This is a genomic window from Janthinobacterium sp. HH102 (genome assembly GCF_001758625.2).
Taxonomy (GTDB): Bacteria; Pseudomonadota; Gammaproteobacteria; order Burkholderiales; family Burkholderiaceae_D; genus Janthinobacterium.
Genome location: NZ_CP062062.1, coordinates 41,426 through 59,655 on the forward strand (window position 1 = coordinate 41,426; position 18,230 = coordinate 59,655).

General features: G+C 61.1%; 16 protein-coding genes. 8 read left to right on the plus strand and 8 right to left on the minus strand.

Going from position 1 to position 18,230, the window contains the following annotated elements; translation table 11 throughout:
- Positions 1-97: 97 nt before the first annotated feature.
- From JAB4_RS00170 to JAB4_RS00190, 5 genes are all read left to right on the plus strand, one after another.
- Positions 98-1,411, plus strand: coding sequence for a dicarboxylate/amino acid:cation symporter (locus JAB4_RS00170; RefSeq protein ID WP_070224793.1), 1,314 nt, complete (start codon positions 98-100; stop codon positions 1,409-1,411).
- A gap of 108 nt (positions 1,412-1,519) precedes the next feature.
- Positions 1,520-2,512, plus strand: a complete 993-nt coding sequence (locus tag JAB4_RS00175; RefSeq protein ID WP_070224794.1) for a porin — start codon at positions 1,520-1,522, stop codon at positions 2,510-2,512.
- 110 nt (positions 2,513-2,622) lie between these two features.
- A complete protein-coding gene (locus tag JAB4_RS00180) occupies positions 2,623-4,530 on the plus strand; it encodes an ATP-binding protein (RefSeq protein WP_070224795.1) in 1,908 nt (635 codons plus the stop codon).
- A complete protein-coding gene (locus JAB4_RS00185; RefSeq protein WP_070224796.1) occupies positions 4,523-5,866 on the plus strand; it encodes a sigma-54 dependent transcriptional regulator in 1,344 nt (447 codons plus the stop codon). Before JAB4_RS00180 ends, JAB4_RS00185 begins: the two co-directional genes overlap by 8 nt.
- 89 nt (positions 5,867-5,955) lie before the next feature.
- Positions 5,956-6,591 (plus strand): hypothetical protein, encoded by a 636-nt coding sequence (locus JAB4_RS00190; protein WP_070224797.1) that lies wholly within the window; start codon positions 5,956-5,958, stop codon positions 6,589-6,591.
- On the opposite strand, the gene JAB4_RS00195 is transcribed toward JAB4_RS00190, so the two are convergent.
- Together JAB4_RS00195 and JAB4_RS00200 are read right to left on the minus strand one after the other, a co-directional pair.
- Entirely contained in the window at positions 6,588-7,340 is a 753-nt protein-coding gene (locus JAB4_RS00195) for a metallophosphoesterase family protein (RefSeq protein ID WP_070224798.1), read from the minus strand. The two genes, JAB4_RS00190 and JAB4_RS00195, sit on opposite strands and share 4 nt — an antisense overlap.
- Positions 7,337-7,903, minus strand: coding sequence for a GNAT family N-acetyltransferase (locus JAB4_RS00200; protein ID WP_070224799.1), 567 nt, complete (start codon positions 7,901-7,903; stop codon positions 7,337-7,339). Before JAB4_RS00200 ends, JAB4_RS00195 begins: the two co-directional genes overlap by 4 nt.
- 165 nt (positions 7,904-8,068) lie before the next feature.
- Here JAB4_RS00200 and JAB4_RS00205 point away from each other — a divergent pair, with 165 nt between their 5' ends.
- Positions 8,069-8,917 carry a hypothetical protein gene (locus tag JAB4_RS00205; RefSeq protein ID WP_083287363.1) on the plus strand — a complete coding sequence of 283 codons (849 nt, stop codon included), beginning with the start codon at positions 8,069-8,071 and terminating at the stop codon, positions 8,915-8,917.
- Positions 8,918-8,923: 6 nt separating this feature from the next.
- Here JAB4_RS00205 and JAB4_RS00210 read toward each other — a convergent pair whose 3' ends face one another.
- Together JAB4_RS00210 and JAB4_RS00215 are read right to left on the minus strand one after the other, a co-directional pair.
- Positions 8,924-9,430 (minus strand): GNAT family N-acetyltransferase, encoded by a 507-nt coding sequence (locus JAB4_RS00210; RefSeq protein WP_139143771.1) that lies wholly within the window; start codon positions 9,428-9,430, stop codon positions 8,924-8,926.
- 152 nt (positions 9,431-9,582) lie between these two features.
- The gene (locus JAB4_RS00215; protein WP_070224802.1) at positions 9,583-10,362 is read right to left on the minus strand and encodes an acetoin reductase; all 780 of its coding nucleotides are present in this window, start codon (positions 10,360-10,362) and stop codon (positions 9,583-9,585) included.
- Between the two features lie 288 nt (positions 10,363-10,650).
- On the opposite strand from JAB4_RS00215, the gene JAB4_RS00220 reads away from it, so the two are divergent.
- Positions 10,651-11,067, plus strand: coding sequence for a hypothetical protein (locus JAB4_RS00220; RefSeq protein WP_070224803.1), 417 nt, complete (start codon positions 10,651-10,653; stop codon positions 11,065-11,067).
- On the opposite strand, the gene JAB4_RS00225 is transcribed toward JAB4_RS00220, so the two are convergent.
- Together JAB4_RS00225 and ssb are read right to left on the minus strand one after the other, a co-directional pair.
- The gene (locus JAB4_RS00225) at positions 11,064-11,543 is read right to left on the minus strand and encodes a DUF1203 domain-containing protein (RefSeq protein WP_070224822.1); all 480 of its coding nucleotides are present in this window, start codon (positions 11,541-11,543) and stop codon (positions 11,064-11,066) included. The two genes, JAB4_RS00220 and JAB4_RS00225, sit on opposite strands and share 4 nt — an antisense overlap.
- 194 nt (positions 11,544-11,737) lie before the next feature.
- Positions 11,738-12,253 (minus strand): single-stranded DNA-binding protein, encoded by a 516-nt coding sequence (ssb, locus tag JAB4_RS00230; RefSeq protein ID WP_034754418.1) that lies wholly within the window; start codon positions 12,251-12,253, stop codon positions 11,738-11,740.
- A 381-nt stretch (positions 12,254-12,634) separates the two neighbouring features.
- Between ssb and uvrA the strand changes: the two genes are divergently transcribed.
- The gene (gene uvrA / locus JAB4_RS00235) at positions 12,635-15,484 is read left to right on the plus strand and encodes an excinuclease ABC subunit UvrA (RefSeq protein ID WP_070224804.1); all 2,850 of its coding nucleotides are present in this window, start codon (positions 12,635-12,637) and stop codon (positions 15,482-15,484) included.
- A gap of 67 nt (positions 15,485-15,551) precedes the next feature.
- Here the strand turns inward: uvrA and JAB4_RS00240 are convergent, their stop codons facing one another.
- The gene (locus JAB4_RS00240) at positions 15,552-16,118 is read right to left on the minus strand and encodes a hypothetical protein (protein WP_139143772.1); all 567 of its coding nucleotides are present in this window, start codon (positions 16,116-16,118) and stop codon (positions 15,552-15,554) included.
- 149 nt (positions 16,119-16,267) lie between these two features.
- Positions 16,268-18,139 carry a phosphoenolpyruvate carboxykinase (GTP) gene (locus JAB4_RS00245; protein WP_070224806.1) on the minus strand — a complete coding sequence of 624 codons (1,872 nt, stop codon included), beginning with the start codon at positions 18,137-18,139 and terminating at the stop codon, positions 16,268-16,270.
- Positions 18,140-18,230: the final 91 nt, after the last annotated feature.

Below are 18,230 nucleotides of genomic sequence, written 5' to 3' on the forward strand. Positions count from 1 at the left end.
GCACGCAAGGGCTTGTTTTTGAGAAATATTGACTCCAAGCTTGAGTTGCTCGCAATCAATAATCCGCTCACAGCGGCGTTTCACCGGAGGAGTCATAATGAAAAAGAAACGGCCATTAACCCTGTACATCCTGATTGCCATGATCCTCGGCATTGCCGTCGGTTATGGATGCCATTCCGCTTTCCCCGATGCGGACATGAGCAAGCAAATCGCTGGCAATATTTCCATCGTCACCGACGTCTTCCTGCGCCTGATCAAGATGATCATTGCGCTGCTGGTGTTCTCCACCCTGACGGTCGGCATCGCCCACATGGGCGACGGCAAGACAGCCGGCCGCATCGGCCTGAAAGCCATGTGCTGGTTCGTCGTCGCCTCGCTGGTCTCGCTGGCGCTGGGCATGGTGCTGTCGAACCTGATGCAGCTCGGTACCAACCTGGGCTTGCCATTGCCGGACGTACACGCTTCAACGAATCTGAAAACGGCCGCCTTCACCTTGAAAGATTTCTTCACGCACCTGGTGCCGAAATCGCCGATCGAGGCCATGGCCAACAATGAAATCCTGCAAGTGCTGGTGTTCTCGATCTTCTTCGGCGGCGCACTGGCCGGCCTGGGCGAATCGGGCAAGACCCTGACGGCCGTCGTCGATCAGCTGGCGCAAGTCATGCTGCGCATCACCGGCACCATCATGAACCTGGCCCCGCTGGCCGTGTTCGCTGCAATGGCTTCCGTCATCACCACGCACGGCCTGGGCGTGCTGGTCACGTTTGCCAAGTTCATGGGCGGCTTCTACCTGGGCCTGATGTGCCTGTGGGCCCTGCTGATCGGCGCCGGCTTCGTCGTCATCGGCCCGCGCATCTTCAAGCTCGTCGGCCTGATCCGCGAACCATTCCTGCTGGCATTCTCGACGGCCAGCTCGGAAGCGGCCTATCCAAAACTGCTGACGGCACTCGACCAGTTCGGCGTGGACCGCAAGATTTCCAGCTTCGTGTTGCCGATGGGCTACTCCTTCAATCTGGACGGCTCGATGATGTACTGCACCTTCGCCGTGCTGTTCATCGCGCAAGCCTACGGTATCGACCTGTCGATCGGCACGCAGATCACCATGCTGCTGCTGCTGATGCTGACCTCGAAAGGCATGGCCGGCGTGCCGCGCGCCTCGCTGGTGGTGATTGCCGCTACCCTGAACCAGTTCAATATTCCGGAAGCGGGCCTGCTGCTGCTGATGGGCGTCGACCAATTCCTCGACATGGGCCGTTCGGCCACCAACGCGGTCGGCAATGCCGTCGCCACGGCTGTCGTCGCCAAGTGGGAAGGTGGCCTGGCCACCGAGGAAGAAGCAGCCGCGGCCAACGCGGCCAACCAGAACACGGAAAGCCATTGGGGCGAAGCGGATCACGCTAGCAAAGCCTGATAGCGCCATGGCCCGCCACAAGCGGGCTATTTATTTGTTGTCCATGTTGAGTAACAAGCAGTCAGGTAGTGCGATCAGTAGTCATTCCAACTTATTAGAGAGATTTTCATGAAAAAAGTCCTGTTTACCCTGCTGACCCTCGGCGCAGCCTCCACCGGCGCCATGGCCCAATCGAGCGTGACCGTCTACGGCGTGGCTGACGCCGGCCTGGTGTTCGACAAGGATGCGGCCGGAGACCGCCTGAACCGCGTCGCTTCCGGCGTCGCCTCGGGCTCGCGCATCGGCTTCAAAGGCAAGGAAGACCTGGGCGGCGGCCTGGCCGCCACCTTCGTGCTGGAAAGCGGTTTCAATATCGATACCGGTACCTCGGGCCAGGGCGGCCTGCTGTTCGGCCGTCAGGCGTATGTCGGCCTGACCGGCAGCGCCGGCGCCGTCACCCTGGGCCGCCAGTACTCGCCGTACTACCTGGCCCTGCGCGACGTGGCCGATCCGTTTGTCATCGGCCTGGCCGGCACGGCGTCGAACCTGATGGTGACGAATATCCGCGTCGATAACATGGTGCAATACAGCACGCCGACCTGGAGCAAACTGTCGGCCGACCTGGCGTACGGCTTTGGCGAAGTGGCCGGCGACAACGCGAAAAACCGCAGCATGGGCGGCGCCGTGCATTACATCGATGGCCCGCTGAACGTGACCCTGACGCACCACCGCAAGGAAAATGCGCTGGCGACCCAGCAAACGCGCAACACCCTGCTGGCCACGCGCTACGACTTTGGCGTGCTGCAAGGCAACTTCGGCTACGCCGACAACCGTGCCCTCGACAACAGCAAGAGCAACGACATCCTCGTCGGCTTCAGCGCCCCGTTCGGCGCCACCAAGCTGGTCGCTTCGTACATCCGCCACAACGACAAGAGCAACCTGAACCGTGATGCCCAGCAGTGGGCCATCGGCGCGTTCTACGCCCTGTCCAAGCGCACCGACCTGTACACCGGCTATGGCCACATCAGCAACAAGAACGGCGCCACCTTCGTCGTCGGCAACGCCACCGACAATGGCACCGGCAACAGCGGTTTCAACCTCGGTATGCGTCATACCTTCTAATCGCGGCTCACGCTAGCGCAGGCCGCCGGATGCATGTCCGGCGGCTTTTTTTATGTTGAGACACATCAAGATGCGATACTGTGGGTTCTTGCAAGTTGGCAGCTGATTTTATGAATAGCAGTAACAAACCCACCCTTTCCTGGCGCCAGCGCCTGTCGCAACGGTCGGGCCGCGAAACGCTGGCCTGGGGCGTGGTGCTGGCCGCCTGCCTGGCCACCGTCTGGCTCGTGTATTTCTGGACGGAACGCATCGCCATCGGCAAACTGCAGGCAAGCGGCGCGCAGCGCCTCGAAGTGTATGTGAGCAGCCTGGAAAACGCGCTGGAGAAATACGACTTCCTGCCCAAGACCCTGGAACTGAACCGCGACGTGATCCGCCTGCTGCAGCACCCGGAAGACCCGGTGCTGGTCGACACCGTCAACCATTACCTCGAGCAGATGAATGCCCAGGCGAAATCCTCGACCATTTTCATCAGCAACCTCGACGGCAACACGCGGGCGGCCAGCAACTGGCAGGGGCCGGACAGCTTTATTGGCGACAACATCTCGTTCCGCCCCTACGCCCAGGATGCCTTGCGCGGCACGCCGGGCCGCTTTTATGGCGTGGGCACGACGCGGCTGGAGCCCGGTTACTTCTTTGCCCACGGCATCTACCAGAATGGCCACATGCTGGGCCTGGCGACGGTGAAGGTGAACCTGGAAACCCTGGAAAAACGCTGGGTACAGGGCGCAGACAAGGTCATGCTGGCCGACGAGCACGGCGTGATCTTCCTCAGTTCCATGGCGGACTGGAAGTACAAGACCCTGGCGCCGCTGTCGCCCGCCGTCGTCGAAGAACTCAACCGCACGCGCCAGTATTACTCGAAGCAGCTGGAAGCCATTCCCTTCGTTTCCGACCGCCAGCTGGGCAATGGCGCGCGCGTGATCAGCGTGCGCGAACAGGAACATGCCGACACGCCGCCGAAGACCAGCTCGAGCGTCATGACGCAGATCAAGCTCAAGTCGCCGCAAGGCTGGACCTTCATTTACCTGTCCGACCTGGCGCAGGCCAAGGCCAGTGCGCGCGCGGCGGCCGCCTTCTCGTGCGTGCTGCTGGGCTTTTTCATGCTGCTGTTCTTTTACCTGCGCCAGCGCCGCGCGGCCGTGGCGCAAAAACTGCGCGCCCGCGAAGACTTGCAGCATGCCTACGACAACCTGGAAGCCATGGTCGAGGAGCGCACCTCGGAACTCAATGCCATGACGCAAAGCCTGAGCCAGGAAATCGAGGTGCGCAGCAAGGCCGAACAGAAACTCCACATCACGCAGAATGAACTGTTCCAAGCAGGCAAGATGGCCGTACTGGGACAGATGTCGGCCAGCATCACGCATGAACTGAACCAGCCGCTGACGGCGCTGCGCACCATGTCCGACAATGCCGTCATTCTGCTCGAGCGGGGCCGGCTCGACGACGCGCGGCGCAACCTGGCGAAGATCTCGCAAATTGCGGCCAGGATGGGGACCATTACGGGGCAATTGAAGATCTTTGCGCGCAAATCGACGACCAGCCTGACCTCCGTCTCGATTCCCACGGCGATCAGCAACGCCCTGTTCCTCGTCGAACGCCGGCTGCAGGTGGAAAATGTGCGTTTTACTTTGCAACTGCCGCCCGAGGATATCTTCGCCATGTGCGAAAGCAACCGCCTGGAGCAGGTGCTGGTGAACCTGTACGCCAATGCGCTCGACGCCATGAACGGCAGCGAGGTGCGCAGCCTGCGCGTGGCCGTCGAGTGCACGCCCGAGCACGTGCTGATCCACGTGGCCGACACGGGGCCGGGCCTGTCGACGGAAGTGTATGAACACCTGTTCGAACCGTTCTTCACGACCAAACCGCAAGGCCTGGGACTGGGTCTGGGGCTGGCCATTTCCGAACAGATCACGCGCCAGTTCGGCGGCGTGCTGCGCGCCGAAAACGCCCCGGGCGGCGGCGCCGTCTTCACCATCGAACTACAGATTGCAACGCAGGAGGAAAAACATGTTTGACGGCTTGAAGGTCTTGCTGGTCGAAGACGACCCCACCGTACGCGAAGGCAGCGAACAGGCACTGCAGCTGGCCGGGCTGGACGTGCTGGCCTTCCACTCGGCCGAGCTGGCCTATAAACTGCTGACGCCCGATTTCCCCGGCATCGTCGTGAGCGACGTGCGCCTGCCCGGCATGAGCGGCCTGGAATTGCTGCAAGCGGTCAAGACGCTCGACGCCAACCTGCCCGTGATCCTCGTCACGGGCCACGGCGACATCACCATGGCCGTGCACGCCATGCGCACGGGCGCCTACGATTTCATCGAAAAACCGTATTCGTCCGACCAGCTGGTCGACGTCATCATGCGCGCGCTGGAAACCCGGCGCCTGACCCTGGAAGTGCACAGCCTGCGCCGCCAGCTCGAAGACGGCGGCGGCATCGAGGCACGTTTATTGGGCAATTCCGTGGCAATGCGCGACATACGGCGTTTGATACTCGACGTTGCCGACGAACCGGCCGACGTGCTGATCTATGGCGATACGGGCACGGGCAAGGAAATGGTGGCCCGCTGTCTGCACGACTTCAGCCACCGCCGCAAGCACAACTTTGTCGCCGTCAACTGCGGCGCGATTCCCGAAAGCATATTCGAAAGCGAAGTCTTCGGCCACGAACCGGGCGCATTTACGGGCGCGGCCAAGCGGCAGGTAGGCAAGATCGAGCACGCGGACCAGGGCACGTTCTTCCTCGATGAAATCGAAAGCCTGCCCCTGTCCCTGCAAGTGAAATTGCTGCGCGTGCTCCAGGAACGCTATATCGAACGCCTGGGTTCGAACGTGCCCACACCCGTCGACGTGCGCGTCATCGCGGCGGCCAAGCTGGACCTGGAAGACTTGTCGCAGCAACAAAAATTCCGCAGCGACCTGTATTACCGTTTGAATTTGATCGTGCTGCACCTGCCGCCGCTGCGCGAACGGCGCGAAGACATTCCCATCCTGTTCGAGCACTTCGTGCTGGCCGCCGCCGCCCGCTACAACCGCGCCGCGCCCGTCGTCTCGAGCGCCCAGATGCGCAACCTGATGGCCCATTCCTGGCCCGGCAATGTGCGCGAATTGCGCAATATCGCCGACCGCTTCGTGCTCGGCATCGCCGGCGGCGCCTCGAGCCTGCTGGCGAGCGCCCAGCCCAGTCCGTTGTCGCTGGCGGAGCAAGTCAACGGCTTCGAACGCGCCCTGATCGAGCAGGAACTGCGCGCATATGCGGGCAACGTCAGCGAAGTGAGCACGGTGCTCGGATTGCCGAAACAGACCTTGTATCACAAGATGCAGAAGTACAACCTGGTGGCGGAAGAATTCCGCTAGGCGTCTGGAGGGAGGCGAAGCGATTCAAAAAAGCAACAAAATATTGCCTAATGGTATATATTGTTTCTTTTTGATAATTTTTAAAACCAATGAAAAAACCTGCTTTCCTCTTTTCCCTGTTGCTCTGCAGCGCCAGTTTTGCCCAGGATACCGCCACCACCGAAGCACCCGCAGCCGCCGCCGAAGCGGCCAGCGCGCCAGCGGCGCCGGCAACATCGGCCATCAGCCGCCTGCGCCTGTTCGGCCAGAATGGCGCCACGGCCTTCCTGTACCGCGACAGCAGCTGCATCCGCGGCATGTTCAGCGATGGCGTGGAAAAGGCCAGTGGCGGCATGAGTTCCGCCTTCGGTTCCCTGATCGGCAGTGTCAGCAATACCAGCCTGGGCATCCCGGAGACGGAAACGTCGAAAAACCTGTCGCGCAAGGATGGGATTTTCTCGAAAGCCTATTTCCGCGAATACGAAGTTCCAGCCGACAAGCCAAGCAGCCTGCGTATCGGCTTCCAGGACGTTTCGCCATTTTATGTGGTCAACGGCATCAACTATGAAACCGTCTCGCCCAGCTGCAGTGGCGACATCACCTTCACGCCGCGCGCGGGCGAAGATTACGAAGCGGCGTTCTCGTGGGAAGGCAAGCGCTGCAGCATCAGCATCAACCGGGTGATCGCCAAGGACGGCAAGACGGAACTGGTGCCCGTGCCCATCACGCGCGCCCCAAGCTGCTAAGCAACATCAGGCGGCCCGACGAATCCCGTGCGCAAGGGCACGACCCAGTCGGGCCGGCCGTTGGCCAGCGCCAGCCGGGCCGCCTGCTCCCAGTCATATTCCACGGCGTGCCACTGCGCCGTCCAGGCGCCGTCCATCCCCTGTTCGGCGATGGCATAGCGCGCGTGCGGCGTGCCGTTTTCCATCACATGCGGATAACCGTGGTCGTCGTCGTAGGCTTGCAAGCCGACGCTGCCCGGATTGACGATCAGCCGCCCATCGGCCAGGCGCACCTGGCGCGGCATGTGCGTGTGGCCGCACAGGATCAAGGCCGCGTCGGCATCGCCGGCCCGTTCGGCCACCTCCTGCTGCGTGGCGGCGCGGCTGCCTTGCGGCGTGACGCTGTCGAGAAAATACACGAGATCGCTTGTCGGCGTGCCATGCACGAGCAGCACGTCTTTGCGCAAGCGCAAGGTGGCGGGCAGCGCCGCGATCCAGTCCAGTTGCTCCGGCAGTAGTTGCGCGCGCGCAAAAGCGTCGGACACGCCCATGCGGGCCGGGTCGCCGAACAATTGGCGCTCGTGGTTGCCGCGGATGGTGGGCAAGCCGAGCCCCATCAGGCGCGCCGCCGTGGCGCGCGGCTGCAGATGGCCCGAGACGATATCGCCCAGATTGACGGTCACGTCCACGTCACGCCGGGCGATGTCGTCCAGCACGGCCTCCAGCGCATCAAGGTTGCCGTGGATATCGGAAATGGCGGCGATTCTCATGTTCCCTCCTGTGCGCCCCATTCTGCGCGCGTCAGACGATACAGGCAATGGGTGCGCAATGCGTGTCCTGGCGGCAGGGCCGGATGCTCGAAGGTGGCAGCATCGCGGCGCATGCCCAGGCGCGCCATCAGGGTGCTCGAGCGCACGTTGGGCAAGGCCGTGAACGAGACGATCTCCGGCAGTTGCAAACGCTCGAAACCAACCTGCAGGGCGGCGTGCGCCGCTTCCTGCGCGTAACCTTGTCCCCAGTAATCGAACGCCAGACGCCAGCCGATTTCCACGCATGGCGAGCACGGCAATTGCGCGTCGGGGCTATGCAGCCCCGTCATGCCGATGAAGGCATTGTTTTCACGCAAGGTTACCGCCCATAAACCCCAGCCCCGCCCGGCGATCAATCCGCTGCAGCGCCGCGCCATGGCGTCGCTGGCGTCGCGCGACAGGGCGGCCGGGAAATATGCCGTCACGCGGGGATCGGCATTCAGCGCCGCGAATGGCGGCAAGTCGCTGTCGCGCCATTGGCGCAGCAGCAAACGCGGTGTCGCCAGCTCGATGATTGCTTGCATCGTTTTCCTCTCCTCTAACCAGGACTTACATGTGGTAGGACAAATCCGACGGTAATTTGCGCCGTGCGGCTACGTAATTCAAAAGTAACAATTGCTACCATTTCCTCATTGCACTGTTGCCCAAAACGTCGCGACAGTTTTCACTTTATTTTGAGGAGTTACCCCATGTCTGTCATGTCCGTGTCCACCCGCCTGTCCCCACCACGCCCGCACCACCTCGCCTTGCGCGGCGCCATGATGCTGGGCGTGCTGGGCATTGCCACGGCGGCCGCCACTGCACGGGCCGAGCCATCGCCCACGCTGGACCGTGTCAGCATCTCGGTGGGGGCATTTTCCGCCGATCCGCGCATCAATATCGGCGCCGACACGCAATTTGGCCGCATCGACGCGCCCGAATCGAAGCAAAGCCATACGACCATCCCGCGCATCAAGGCGGACTTGCTGATCGGCGACCGCCATGGCCTGGCATTCGACTACTACCGCTACGACAAATCCTACACGCCAAGCCTGACGGGCGAGACCATCATCAATGGCCAGCCCGTCACGGGAACGGCCACGGCAAATGCCGATCTGAAGCTGGACCTGGCCAAGCTGGCCTATAAATGGTGGCTCGGCAGCGGCAACGACACCTTGGGCATCGGTCTGGGCGCCGCCTATTACCATGCCAACCTGAACGGCACGGCCACCGGCGTCGTCAATGGCGAAACGGCCACGGCGCGCGATTCCATCGGCGAGCACGCGTTTGCGCCGCTGCTGGAAGTGGGCTGGCGCCATGCCTTCACGCCGGATTTGCGCATGTATGCGGAAGCGTCGGGCATCAAGAAAAATGGCGGGCGCATCAACGGCCACATCTACGGCGGCAATATCGGCGTGGAGTGGTTCCCGTTCAAGAATATCGGTTTCGTGGCCGACTACGGCATCTCGAAAATCAAGCTGCACCGCGACAGCGAACGCGATGCCGACCTGAACATCCGCCTGACGGGACCGTCGGCATATGTGAAAGTACGCTTCTAAACCGGCTCAGGCCGCCGGTTTCAGCAAAGTCAGCTGGAACTGCGGCAAGTCCGGATCCTCGTACGCCTCGATCCTGGCAAACGGCAGGCGCGCAAATGCCTGCCGCCAGAACGCGCAGGCAGCGGCATCGGCGCGGAACGTCGCCACCAGCCACGTCTGCTCGCTGCCCAGCAGCACGCGGCGCACCACTTCCAGCGCCACGCCCCGGCGCCGGTACTTCTTCAAAATAAAGAAGTCGCTGAACTCCTGCACCGGCAGCTTGCCCGCCACGCCAGGCTCCGTGATGAAAAAGCCCGCCAGCGCACCATCGACCTCGATCCAGACGGCAGTATGCGCGGGCGCATGCACATACTCGGCCAGCCCGGCATCGCACACATCGTAGCGACCGTCGGCCAGCACGTCTTCACCGCTCCAGGCCGTATTTTCGTAGCAGTACAGCTGGAACAGCCGCGCCAGCGCCCCTTCTTCGCCGGGCGCAACGGCGCGTAATATCATGTTCTGTGCGACTGGCATGGTCCCGTCTTTCCGACGCCTGGCGTCGCTGAAAATAGCGAGTGTAGCACCGGGTCACTCATCTCCCTGCTGCATTCCAGCGCTGCATTGCCACGCCAACAGGCCGCGCTATCGGTGACAGCGCGGGCTGTTTTTTCTGCGCGGTCAATACCTCAACGGTACACGAGACCACCATCGATCAGCGGCGCCTGGCCCGTCATGTAATCGGCGTCAGGCCCTGCCAGGAAGGAAACGAGTCCCGCCACGTCATCGGGCGTCTCGGCGCGTCCCAGCGCGATGCCGTCCACAAATTTTTTATACGTTGCACCCAGCTCGGCGCCTGTCACTTCGGCCATGCGCTTGTCGATCTCGACCCACATGTCCGTGCCGACGACGCCAGGACAATACGCGTTGACGGTGATGCCGTCGGCCGCCAGTTCCTTGGCCGCCGCCTGCGTCAGCGCGCGCACGGCAAACTTGGTGGCACAATACACGCCCAGCAGAGCAAAGCCGTCGTGCCCGGCGATGGAGCAGGCATTGATGATCTTGCCCTTCTGCTTGCGCTTCTTGAAGGTCTTGGCGGCCGCCTGGATGCCCCAGAGCGTCCCTTGCACATTGATGCGCATGATGCGGTCGACCTCTTCCGGCGTGACGTCGAGCAGCGGCTGCACTTGCGCGATGCCGGCGTTGTTGACGATGATGTCGAAGCCGCCCAGTTCCTGTTCGGCAAACGCCACCGCCGCGGTCACCTGATCGAGCTGCGACACGTCGGCAATGAAGGTGACGGCGCGGCGCCCCAGCGCGCGCACTTCGGCGGCGGCCGCGTCCAGCTTTTCCTGGTGCAGGTCGACCAGCGCGATATCGGCGCCATCCTTGGCCAGGCGCAAGGCGATGGCCTTGCCGATACCTTGCGCGGCACCTGTGACCAGCGCGACTTTTCCGGAAATACCCATTCTGCGTTCCTTTCAATACAGGGAAGAAGAGCTGCAAAACCGGTCCGGCGCAGCGGCGCCCGCAGCCAGTTCCGCATCGAAGAGACGCTTCAGCCTACCCGAAAATCGTATTTCGCCGCATCTTGAAACGTGCGCGGCCAGAAAAACTACATAGGTCAAGAAAGGTGAAAAAACCGTCCTCGAACTGGCCATACGCGCGCTGCCGTACAGGCGCATGGCAACCGCTGGCGTAACATGGACGGCATCGCCACCGTCTGCTTATTCATCCACGTTCAAAGGAAATGCCATATGCTGCGTCGTCACCTGTCCCTTTGCCCCGGCCTGCTGCTGGCGGCCCTCGTGTTTGCCACGCCCGCCTGGAGCGTCGACCCTGTCCACAAGGAAACAGTGGAATTGACGGCAGGCAAAGCCGCGTACAGCGTGAAAGGCAAGATCAAGGGCTACGCCACGGCCGAATATACGCTGACAGGCAAGGCCGGCCAGACCCTCAGCGTCAAGCTGAAAACCAATCAGGCGTCGAATTACTTCAACATCCGCCAGTCAGGCCAGGAGGAAGCCCTGTTCATCGGCTCGACCAGCGGCAACAGTTTCCAGGCGCAACTGCCAGCCGATGGCGAGTACACGGTGCAGGTGTATTTGATGCGCAACGCGGCGCGCAGGAATGCGGTAGCCAGCTACAGTCTGGAGATGGGCTTGCGCGATTAGGCAAGGGAGTCCGCGCGGTCGATGCGGGCCGCATAACAGCCCCGCTTGGCATTGTGGACGTGGATATAACTGACGTCCGCATTGCCGAATAGTCGTGCAATGACGGCCTCGATGGCGGTGCCTTCCACCACATCGGCATCGAGCATCATGCCGTCGGCGCAATAGGCACGCAGCGACAACAAACGCCGCCGCATCGATTCCGGTACTTGATTGATGGCATCGTACACTTGCGTAGCGCCCTCGCGCACAAAAATGGCGTGGCAAGCCCGGTAAGGCGTCATGGCGGGCTGGCACACATGGCTCAACAACAGCACAGTCTCGCCCAGCGGGGCGTCCTCCAGCGTTATACGGTCAGGAAATCCGGGGTATTGGTCGACCACGTAGCGCCGCATGCCGAGCGCCGCCAGCTCGGCATCGGATAGGAAAAAAAAGGGCAGAAAGGGCTCGGGCGACAGCCCCGTAATGCGAAAATCCATGCTGTTCTCCGGCGTCGTCAAAAACACCATCAGACCAGCATCGGGACAGCGCCGCCATCCGCTTCTTGCTGCGGAATGGAACAATGCGACCCGGGATTGCCTTCTACCACCGGTGCGCATAAAAAAAGCCTGCTTCACGGATGAAGCAGGCTCTTTATCGACAGTGTCTGACGCCAGGCGTCAGAACGACGTGCTTAGAACGGAATGTCGTCATCCATATCCGAGAAGTTCGGTGCTGGCTTCGGTGCCGGGCGTGGCGCCGGTGCCGGAGCTGGACGCGGGGCTGGCGCCTGGCGCGGGGCCGGGGCGTCGTAACCGCCGCCACCGCCACCACCGTAGCTGTCATCGCCACCGCCGGCGTCGCCGCCCATGCCGGAACGGCCGCCCAGCATTTGCATCTGTTCCGCGATGATGTCGGTCGCATACTTCTCGACGCCGTCCTTGTCCGTGTATTTACGGGTTTGCAGACGGCCTTCGACGTAGACGGACGAGCCTTTTTTCAGGTATTGGCCGACGATTTCCGCCAGGCGGCCGAAGAACGAGATACGGTGCCACTCTGTCAATTCTTTTTGTTCGCCCGTGTTGCGGTCCTTCGATTTGTACGAAGTGGCCACGGCGATGTTGGCGATCGCGTCGCCGCTAGGCATGTAGCGGATTTCCGGGTCACGGCCCAGATTGCCGACGATGATGACTTTGTTGACTGATGCCATGAATAACTCCTGATGAACTGCAGCGGGAGCCGGTGTCCCGCGCGTTAGTTTAGTGTACTAAACGAGGATTATAAGCGACCACGCGACGCAAAGCACCCGCTTTCTGGCGGACGCCATCTCCCGTGCGGCAGCACGTTTTTTTCACGGCAGAGGAAAACAAGAAACTTGAATACTGGTATTATATACAGTATTCAAACGTCAGTACGCATCTGCATCAAACTTTGTCAGGGCACGTTCGCCCGGCGGCGCAATCCGCCCATGGACGCCTCAGGCATGCAGAGCAAAACCCGGCTATAGTTACAGGTTGACCCGTTGTGGCTCCTCATCTGCACCCAGGCACAATGCGCCGGCCGCACCACTCACTGAAAGCAAGGCAATCACATGGAACAGATCCGCATTCGCGGCGCTCGCACGCATAACCTCAAGAATATCAATCTCGATTTGCCGCGCAATAAGCTGATCGTGATTACCGGCTTGTCCGGCTCCGGCAAGTCGTCGCTGGCCTTCGATACCCTGTACGCGGAAGGCCAGCGCCGCTATGTCGAATCGCTGTCGGCCTACGCGCGCCAGTTCCTGCAATTGATGGAAAAGCCCGATGTCGACCTGATCGAGGGGCTATCCCCCGCCATCTCCATCGAACAGAAGGCAACGTCGCACAACCCGCGCTCGACGGTGGGCACCGTGACGGAAATACACGATTATCTGCGCCTGCTGTATGCGCGCGTGGGCACGCCGTACTGCCCCGACCACCCGGAAAATGCGCTGGCCGCCCAGTCCGTGTCGCAAATGGTCGACGCCGTGCTGGCCATGCCGGAAGACACCAAGCTGATGATACTGGCGCCCGTCGTCGCCAACCGCAAGGGCGAGCACGTGGATCTGTTCGAGCAGATGCAGGCGCAGGGCTTCGTGCGCTTTCGCGTGCAGAGCGGCACGCATGCGGCCAAGATCTATGAAGTCGATGACCTCCCGAAATTAAAGAAAACGGAAAAACACACGATCGACGTCGTCATCGACCGCGTCAAGGTGAACCAGGAGATCAAGCAGCGCCTGGCGGAAAGTTTCGAAACAGCCCTGCGCCTGGCCGATGGCCGCGCCATTGCCTACGAAATGGATACCGCCCAGGAACATGTTTACTCGAACAAGTTCGCCTGCAATGTGTGTGGCTATTCCCTGCAGGAACTGGAACCGCGTCTGTTCTCGTTCAACAACCCCATGGGCGCCTGCCCCGAATGCGACGGCCTGGGACATATTGAATTCTTTGACCCGAAACGCATCGTCGCGTTCCCGAACCTGTCGCTGGCCTCGGGCGCCGTCAAGGGCTGGGACCGCCGCAACCAGTTTTACTTCCAGATGCTGTCGAACCTGGCCGCGTATTACGAGTTCGACCTGGACATGCCGTTCGAGCAACTGGACTTGAATTCCCAGCAAGCCGTGCTGTACGGTTCCGGCAAGCAAGTGATTCCGTTTACCTATGTCAACGAACGGGGCCGCACCGTCATCAAGGAACACACGTTCGAAGGCGTGGTCAATAATTTGCAGCGCCGCTACCGCGAGACGGATTCGATGGCCGTCAAGGAAGAATTGGCCAAGTTTATCAATGAAAAATGCTGCCCGTCCTGCGATGGGGCGCGCCTGCGCGTGGAAGCGCGCTTCGTCAAGGTCGGCACCGGCAAGCAGCAGCGCGCCATCTATGAAGTGGCGGGAAAACCGCTGCGCGAGACCCTGGAATTCTTTGAAAAGCTGAAACTGACGGGCGCCAAGAAAGAGATCGCCGACCGCGTGGTCAAGGAAATTATTTCGCGCCTGAAATTCCTCAACAACGTGGGCCTCGATTACCTGTCCCTGGACCGCAGCGCCGATACGCTGTCCGGCGGCGAAGCACAACGCATCCGCCTCGCGTCGCAAATCGGCTCCGGTTTGACAGGTGTCATGTATGTGCTCGATGAGCCGTCGATCGGCTTGCACCAGCGCGATAATGACCGCCTGATCGAAACCTTGAAACACTTGCGCGACATCGGCAACAGCGTGCTGGTGGTCGAGCATGACGAAGACGCCATCCGCACGGCCGACTACATCGTCGACATGGGCATCGGCGCGGGCGTGCACGGCGGCGAGATCATCGCCGAAGGCACCCTGCAAGACATCCTGAAAAACAAGAAATCGCTGACGGCGCAGTACCTGAACGGCAAGCTGAAGATCGCCGTGCCCGCCAAGCGCCATGCGAGCAACCCGGAAAAGCAGCTGGTGATTACTGGCGCGACGGGCAACAACCTCAAAAAGGTCTCGCTGAGCTTGCCGGTGGGCTTGATGACGTGCGTGACGGGCGTGTCCGGCTCGGGCAAATCGTCGCTGGTCAACGATACCCTGTATCCGGCCCTGTCGCGCCATCTGTACGGTTCGCAGACGGAACCGGCACCGCACGAATCGATCAGCGGCCTGGAACACTTCGACAAGGTCATTTCCGTCGACCAGGCACCGATCGGCCGCACGCCGCGCTCGAATCCCGCCACGTACACCGGCTTGTTTACGCCGATCCGCGATTTGTTCTCCACCGTGCCGACGGCCAAGGAACGCGGCTACAGCGCGGGCCGCTTCTCGTTCAACGTGAAGGGCGGACGCTGCGAGGCGTGCCAGGGCGATGGCGTGATCAAGGTCGAGATGCACTTCCTGCCCGACGTCTACGTGCCGTGCGACGTGTGCCACGGCAAGCGCTACAACCGCGAAACGCTGGAAGTGCACTACAAGGGCAAGAACATCACGGAAGTGCTGGGCATGACGGTGGAAGAGGCGCATGCATTCTTCAAACCGGTCCCCTTGATTGCGCGCAAGCTGCAAACCCTGCTCGATGTGGGCCTCGGCTACATCAAGCTGGGCCAGAGCGCCACCACCCTGTCGGGCGGCGAAGCGCAGCGCGTGAAATTGTCGCTGGAACTGTCCAAGCGCGACACGGGCCGCACCCTGTACATCCTCGATGAACCGACGACGGGCTTGCACTTCCACGACATCGACTTGCTGCTGAAAGTCATCCACCGCCTGCGCGACCAGGGCAACACGCTCGTCATCATCGAGCACAACCTGGACGTCATCAAGACGGCCGACTGGATCGTCGACCTGGGTCCCGAAGGCGGCGCCGGCGGCGGGCAGATCATCGCCAGCGGCACGCCGGAAGACGTGGCCGTCAATCCTGCCAGCGTGACAGGCAAGTACCTGGGACCGCTGCTCAAGCAGTAACAACAGCAGCGCAATAAAAAACGGCGCGGATTGCTCATGCAATCCGCGCCGTTTTTTATTCCCGAGTCTACGGCAATGCCGGCAGGGTCACGTTTTTGTCCTTGGCGACTTCCGCAACTTTCATTTCCATATAGCTCCAGACCTTTTCCAGCGCATCATAAAAGACAACGGCCTCATCAAGTACACGGGGAGCAAGCAAACACATGCCGCGCGTCTTCTGCGCTGGGTGGTCGCTCATGGTGGCATCCCAGGACTGTACCGTCAGCACTTGAATCTTCCATCGCTCGGTCGCCTTCTTCCGGCCAGCCTCCACAGCCTTCCCGCTCTCATCCGCCCAGATATTCGTAAAGAACGTCACGGAGTCGTCGTCCGACCACACGCCGCGTTGTTTCAAGGCAGCCACCATGCCGTCCAGCTTTTTTTGATGTCCGGCCTGCTGCTGCCTGAGGCGCTCGACATTGTTCTTCATGCCTGCAGCAAATGTGTCGTCATATCGCTTGGCATAGTCCGCACTTTCACAATCCTGGCGGTGGTCGGCATGAGCGCCGCTGCCGAGCAGGCAGGCGGCCACGGTGCTAATAATGATGAGCGTGTTTTTCATTTTTTGGGCAGGCATGACATCAATAATTTCCATAGAACAATTATTATACCGGCAATAAAAAACGGCGCGGATTGCTCATGCAATCCGCGCCGTTTCTCTTTGATAGCACCCCAGTCATTGCCGGCGTGTCATTTATCGCACGCCAGTCTTTGCCGGCGTGTTTCTCCCCCACTACTAAACGTTTACTCAGCCAGCCGCTTTTCCAGCGCAGCCTTGTGATCTGCCAATTCTTGCGGCAGATGATACGCGAGTTTTTCAAACAATTCCGTATGCAATTTCAATTCTTCCACCCACGCGGCCTTGTCGATCGAGGTGATGGTGTCGAATTGTTGTTGCGTGAATGGCAAGCCATCCCAGTTCAGGTCGCCATACTGCGGTGTCGTGCCGAACAGGTTTTCCACGCCGCCCGCCTTGCCTTCGATGCGCTCCAGCATCCATTTCAGCACGCGCATGTTGTCGCCGAAGCCAGGCCAGACGAACTTGCCTGCCTCGTCCGTGCGGAACCAGTTGACGCAGTAGATCTTCGGCAGGGCCGCCGGGTTGACTTTGCCCACCTTGACGCCCATGTCCAGCCAGTGCTGGAAGTAATCGCTCATGTTATAGCCGATAAACGGCAACATGGCAAATGGATCGCGGCGCACGACGCCCATCTGGCCCACGGCCGCAGCCGTCGTTTCCGAGCCCATGGTGGCAGCCATGTACACGCCTTCGACCCAGTTGCGCGCTTCGGTGACGAGCGGTACGGTGGTCGAGCGGCGGCCGCCGAAGATGAAGGCGGAGATCGGCACGCCGGCCGGATCGTCCCAGGCCGCGTCGATCACGGGATTTTGCGTTGCCGCAACCGTGAAGCGTGCGTTCGGGTGCGCGGCCTTGGTGCCGGACGCCGGCGTCCAGTCCTTGCCCTGCCAGTCGATCAGGTGGCTAGGTGCTTCCTTGCTCAAGCCTTCCCACCACACGTCGCCATCGTCCGTCAGCGCCACGTTGGTGAAAATCGTGTTGTCGCGCATGGAGGCCATGCAGTTGTAATTGGTTTTTTCGTTGGTGCCCGGCGCCACGCCGAAGTAGCCCGCTTCCGGGTTGATCGCATATAAGCGGCCATCGGCGCCCGGCTTGATCCAGGCGATATCGTCGCCGATGGTAGTTACTTTCCAGCCGTTAAAACTTGCCGGCGGGATCAGCATGGCGAAGTTGGTCTTGCCGCAAGCCGACGGGAACGCTGCCGCCACATAATGCTTCTTGCCTTCCGGCGATTCCACGCCGAGGATCAGCATGTGTTCGGCCAGCCAGCCCGGGTTGTTGTCCGATGCTTGCGCTTCCTGGTAGCCCATGTTCGAGGCGATGCGCAGGGCGAAACATTTCTTGCCCAGCAAGGCGTTGCCGCCGTAGCCCGAACCGAAGGACCAGATTTCGCGCGTTTCCGGGAAATGTACGATGTACTTGGTGCTGTTGCACGGCCATTTCACGTCTTGCTGGCCGGCCGCCAGCGGCGCGCCCACGCTGTGCACGCAGGGCACGAATTCGCCATCGGTGCCCAGCACGTCGTACACGGCACGGCCCATGCGGGTCATGATCTTCATGTTGACGGCGACATACGGCGAATCGGACAGTTCCACGCCGATATGGGCGATCGGCGAACCCAGCGGGCCCATCGAGAATGGCACGACGTACATGGTGCGGCCGCGCATGCAGCCGTCAAACAGGCCATTCAGGGTGTGGCGCATTTCGCCAGGCTCGGTCCAGTTATTCGTCGGGCCGGCCGCTTCTTTCGTTGCCGAGCAAATATACGTGCGGTCTTCGACGCGGGCCACGTCGCTCGGATCGGAGCAGGCCAGGTAGGAATTCGGGCGCTTGTCGGCATTGAGTTTTTTCATGGTGCCGCTGGCAACCATGTCAGCGCACAGGCGCTCGTACTCTTCCTGCGAACCATCGCACCAGTAGATGCGGTCTGGCTTGGTCAGCGCGGCAATGTCGGCCACCCAGTTGATCAGTTTCTGTTGTTTAATATAAGCTGGGACGTTGAGTGCGGCGACGCCACCCATGACGGGCTGATTCATATTACCTCCAATACCAATAAAAGAAATTCTGGTCGTTCCGGCAAGACAGGCAGCATCGTTGAGAGGTGGCTGCGGCTCACTGCGGGCGGTG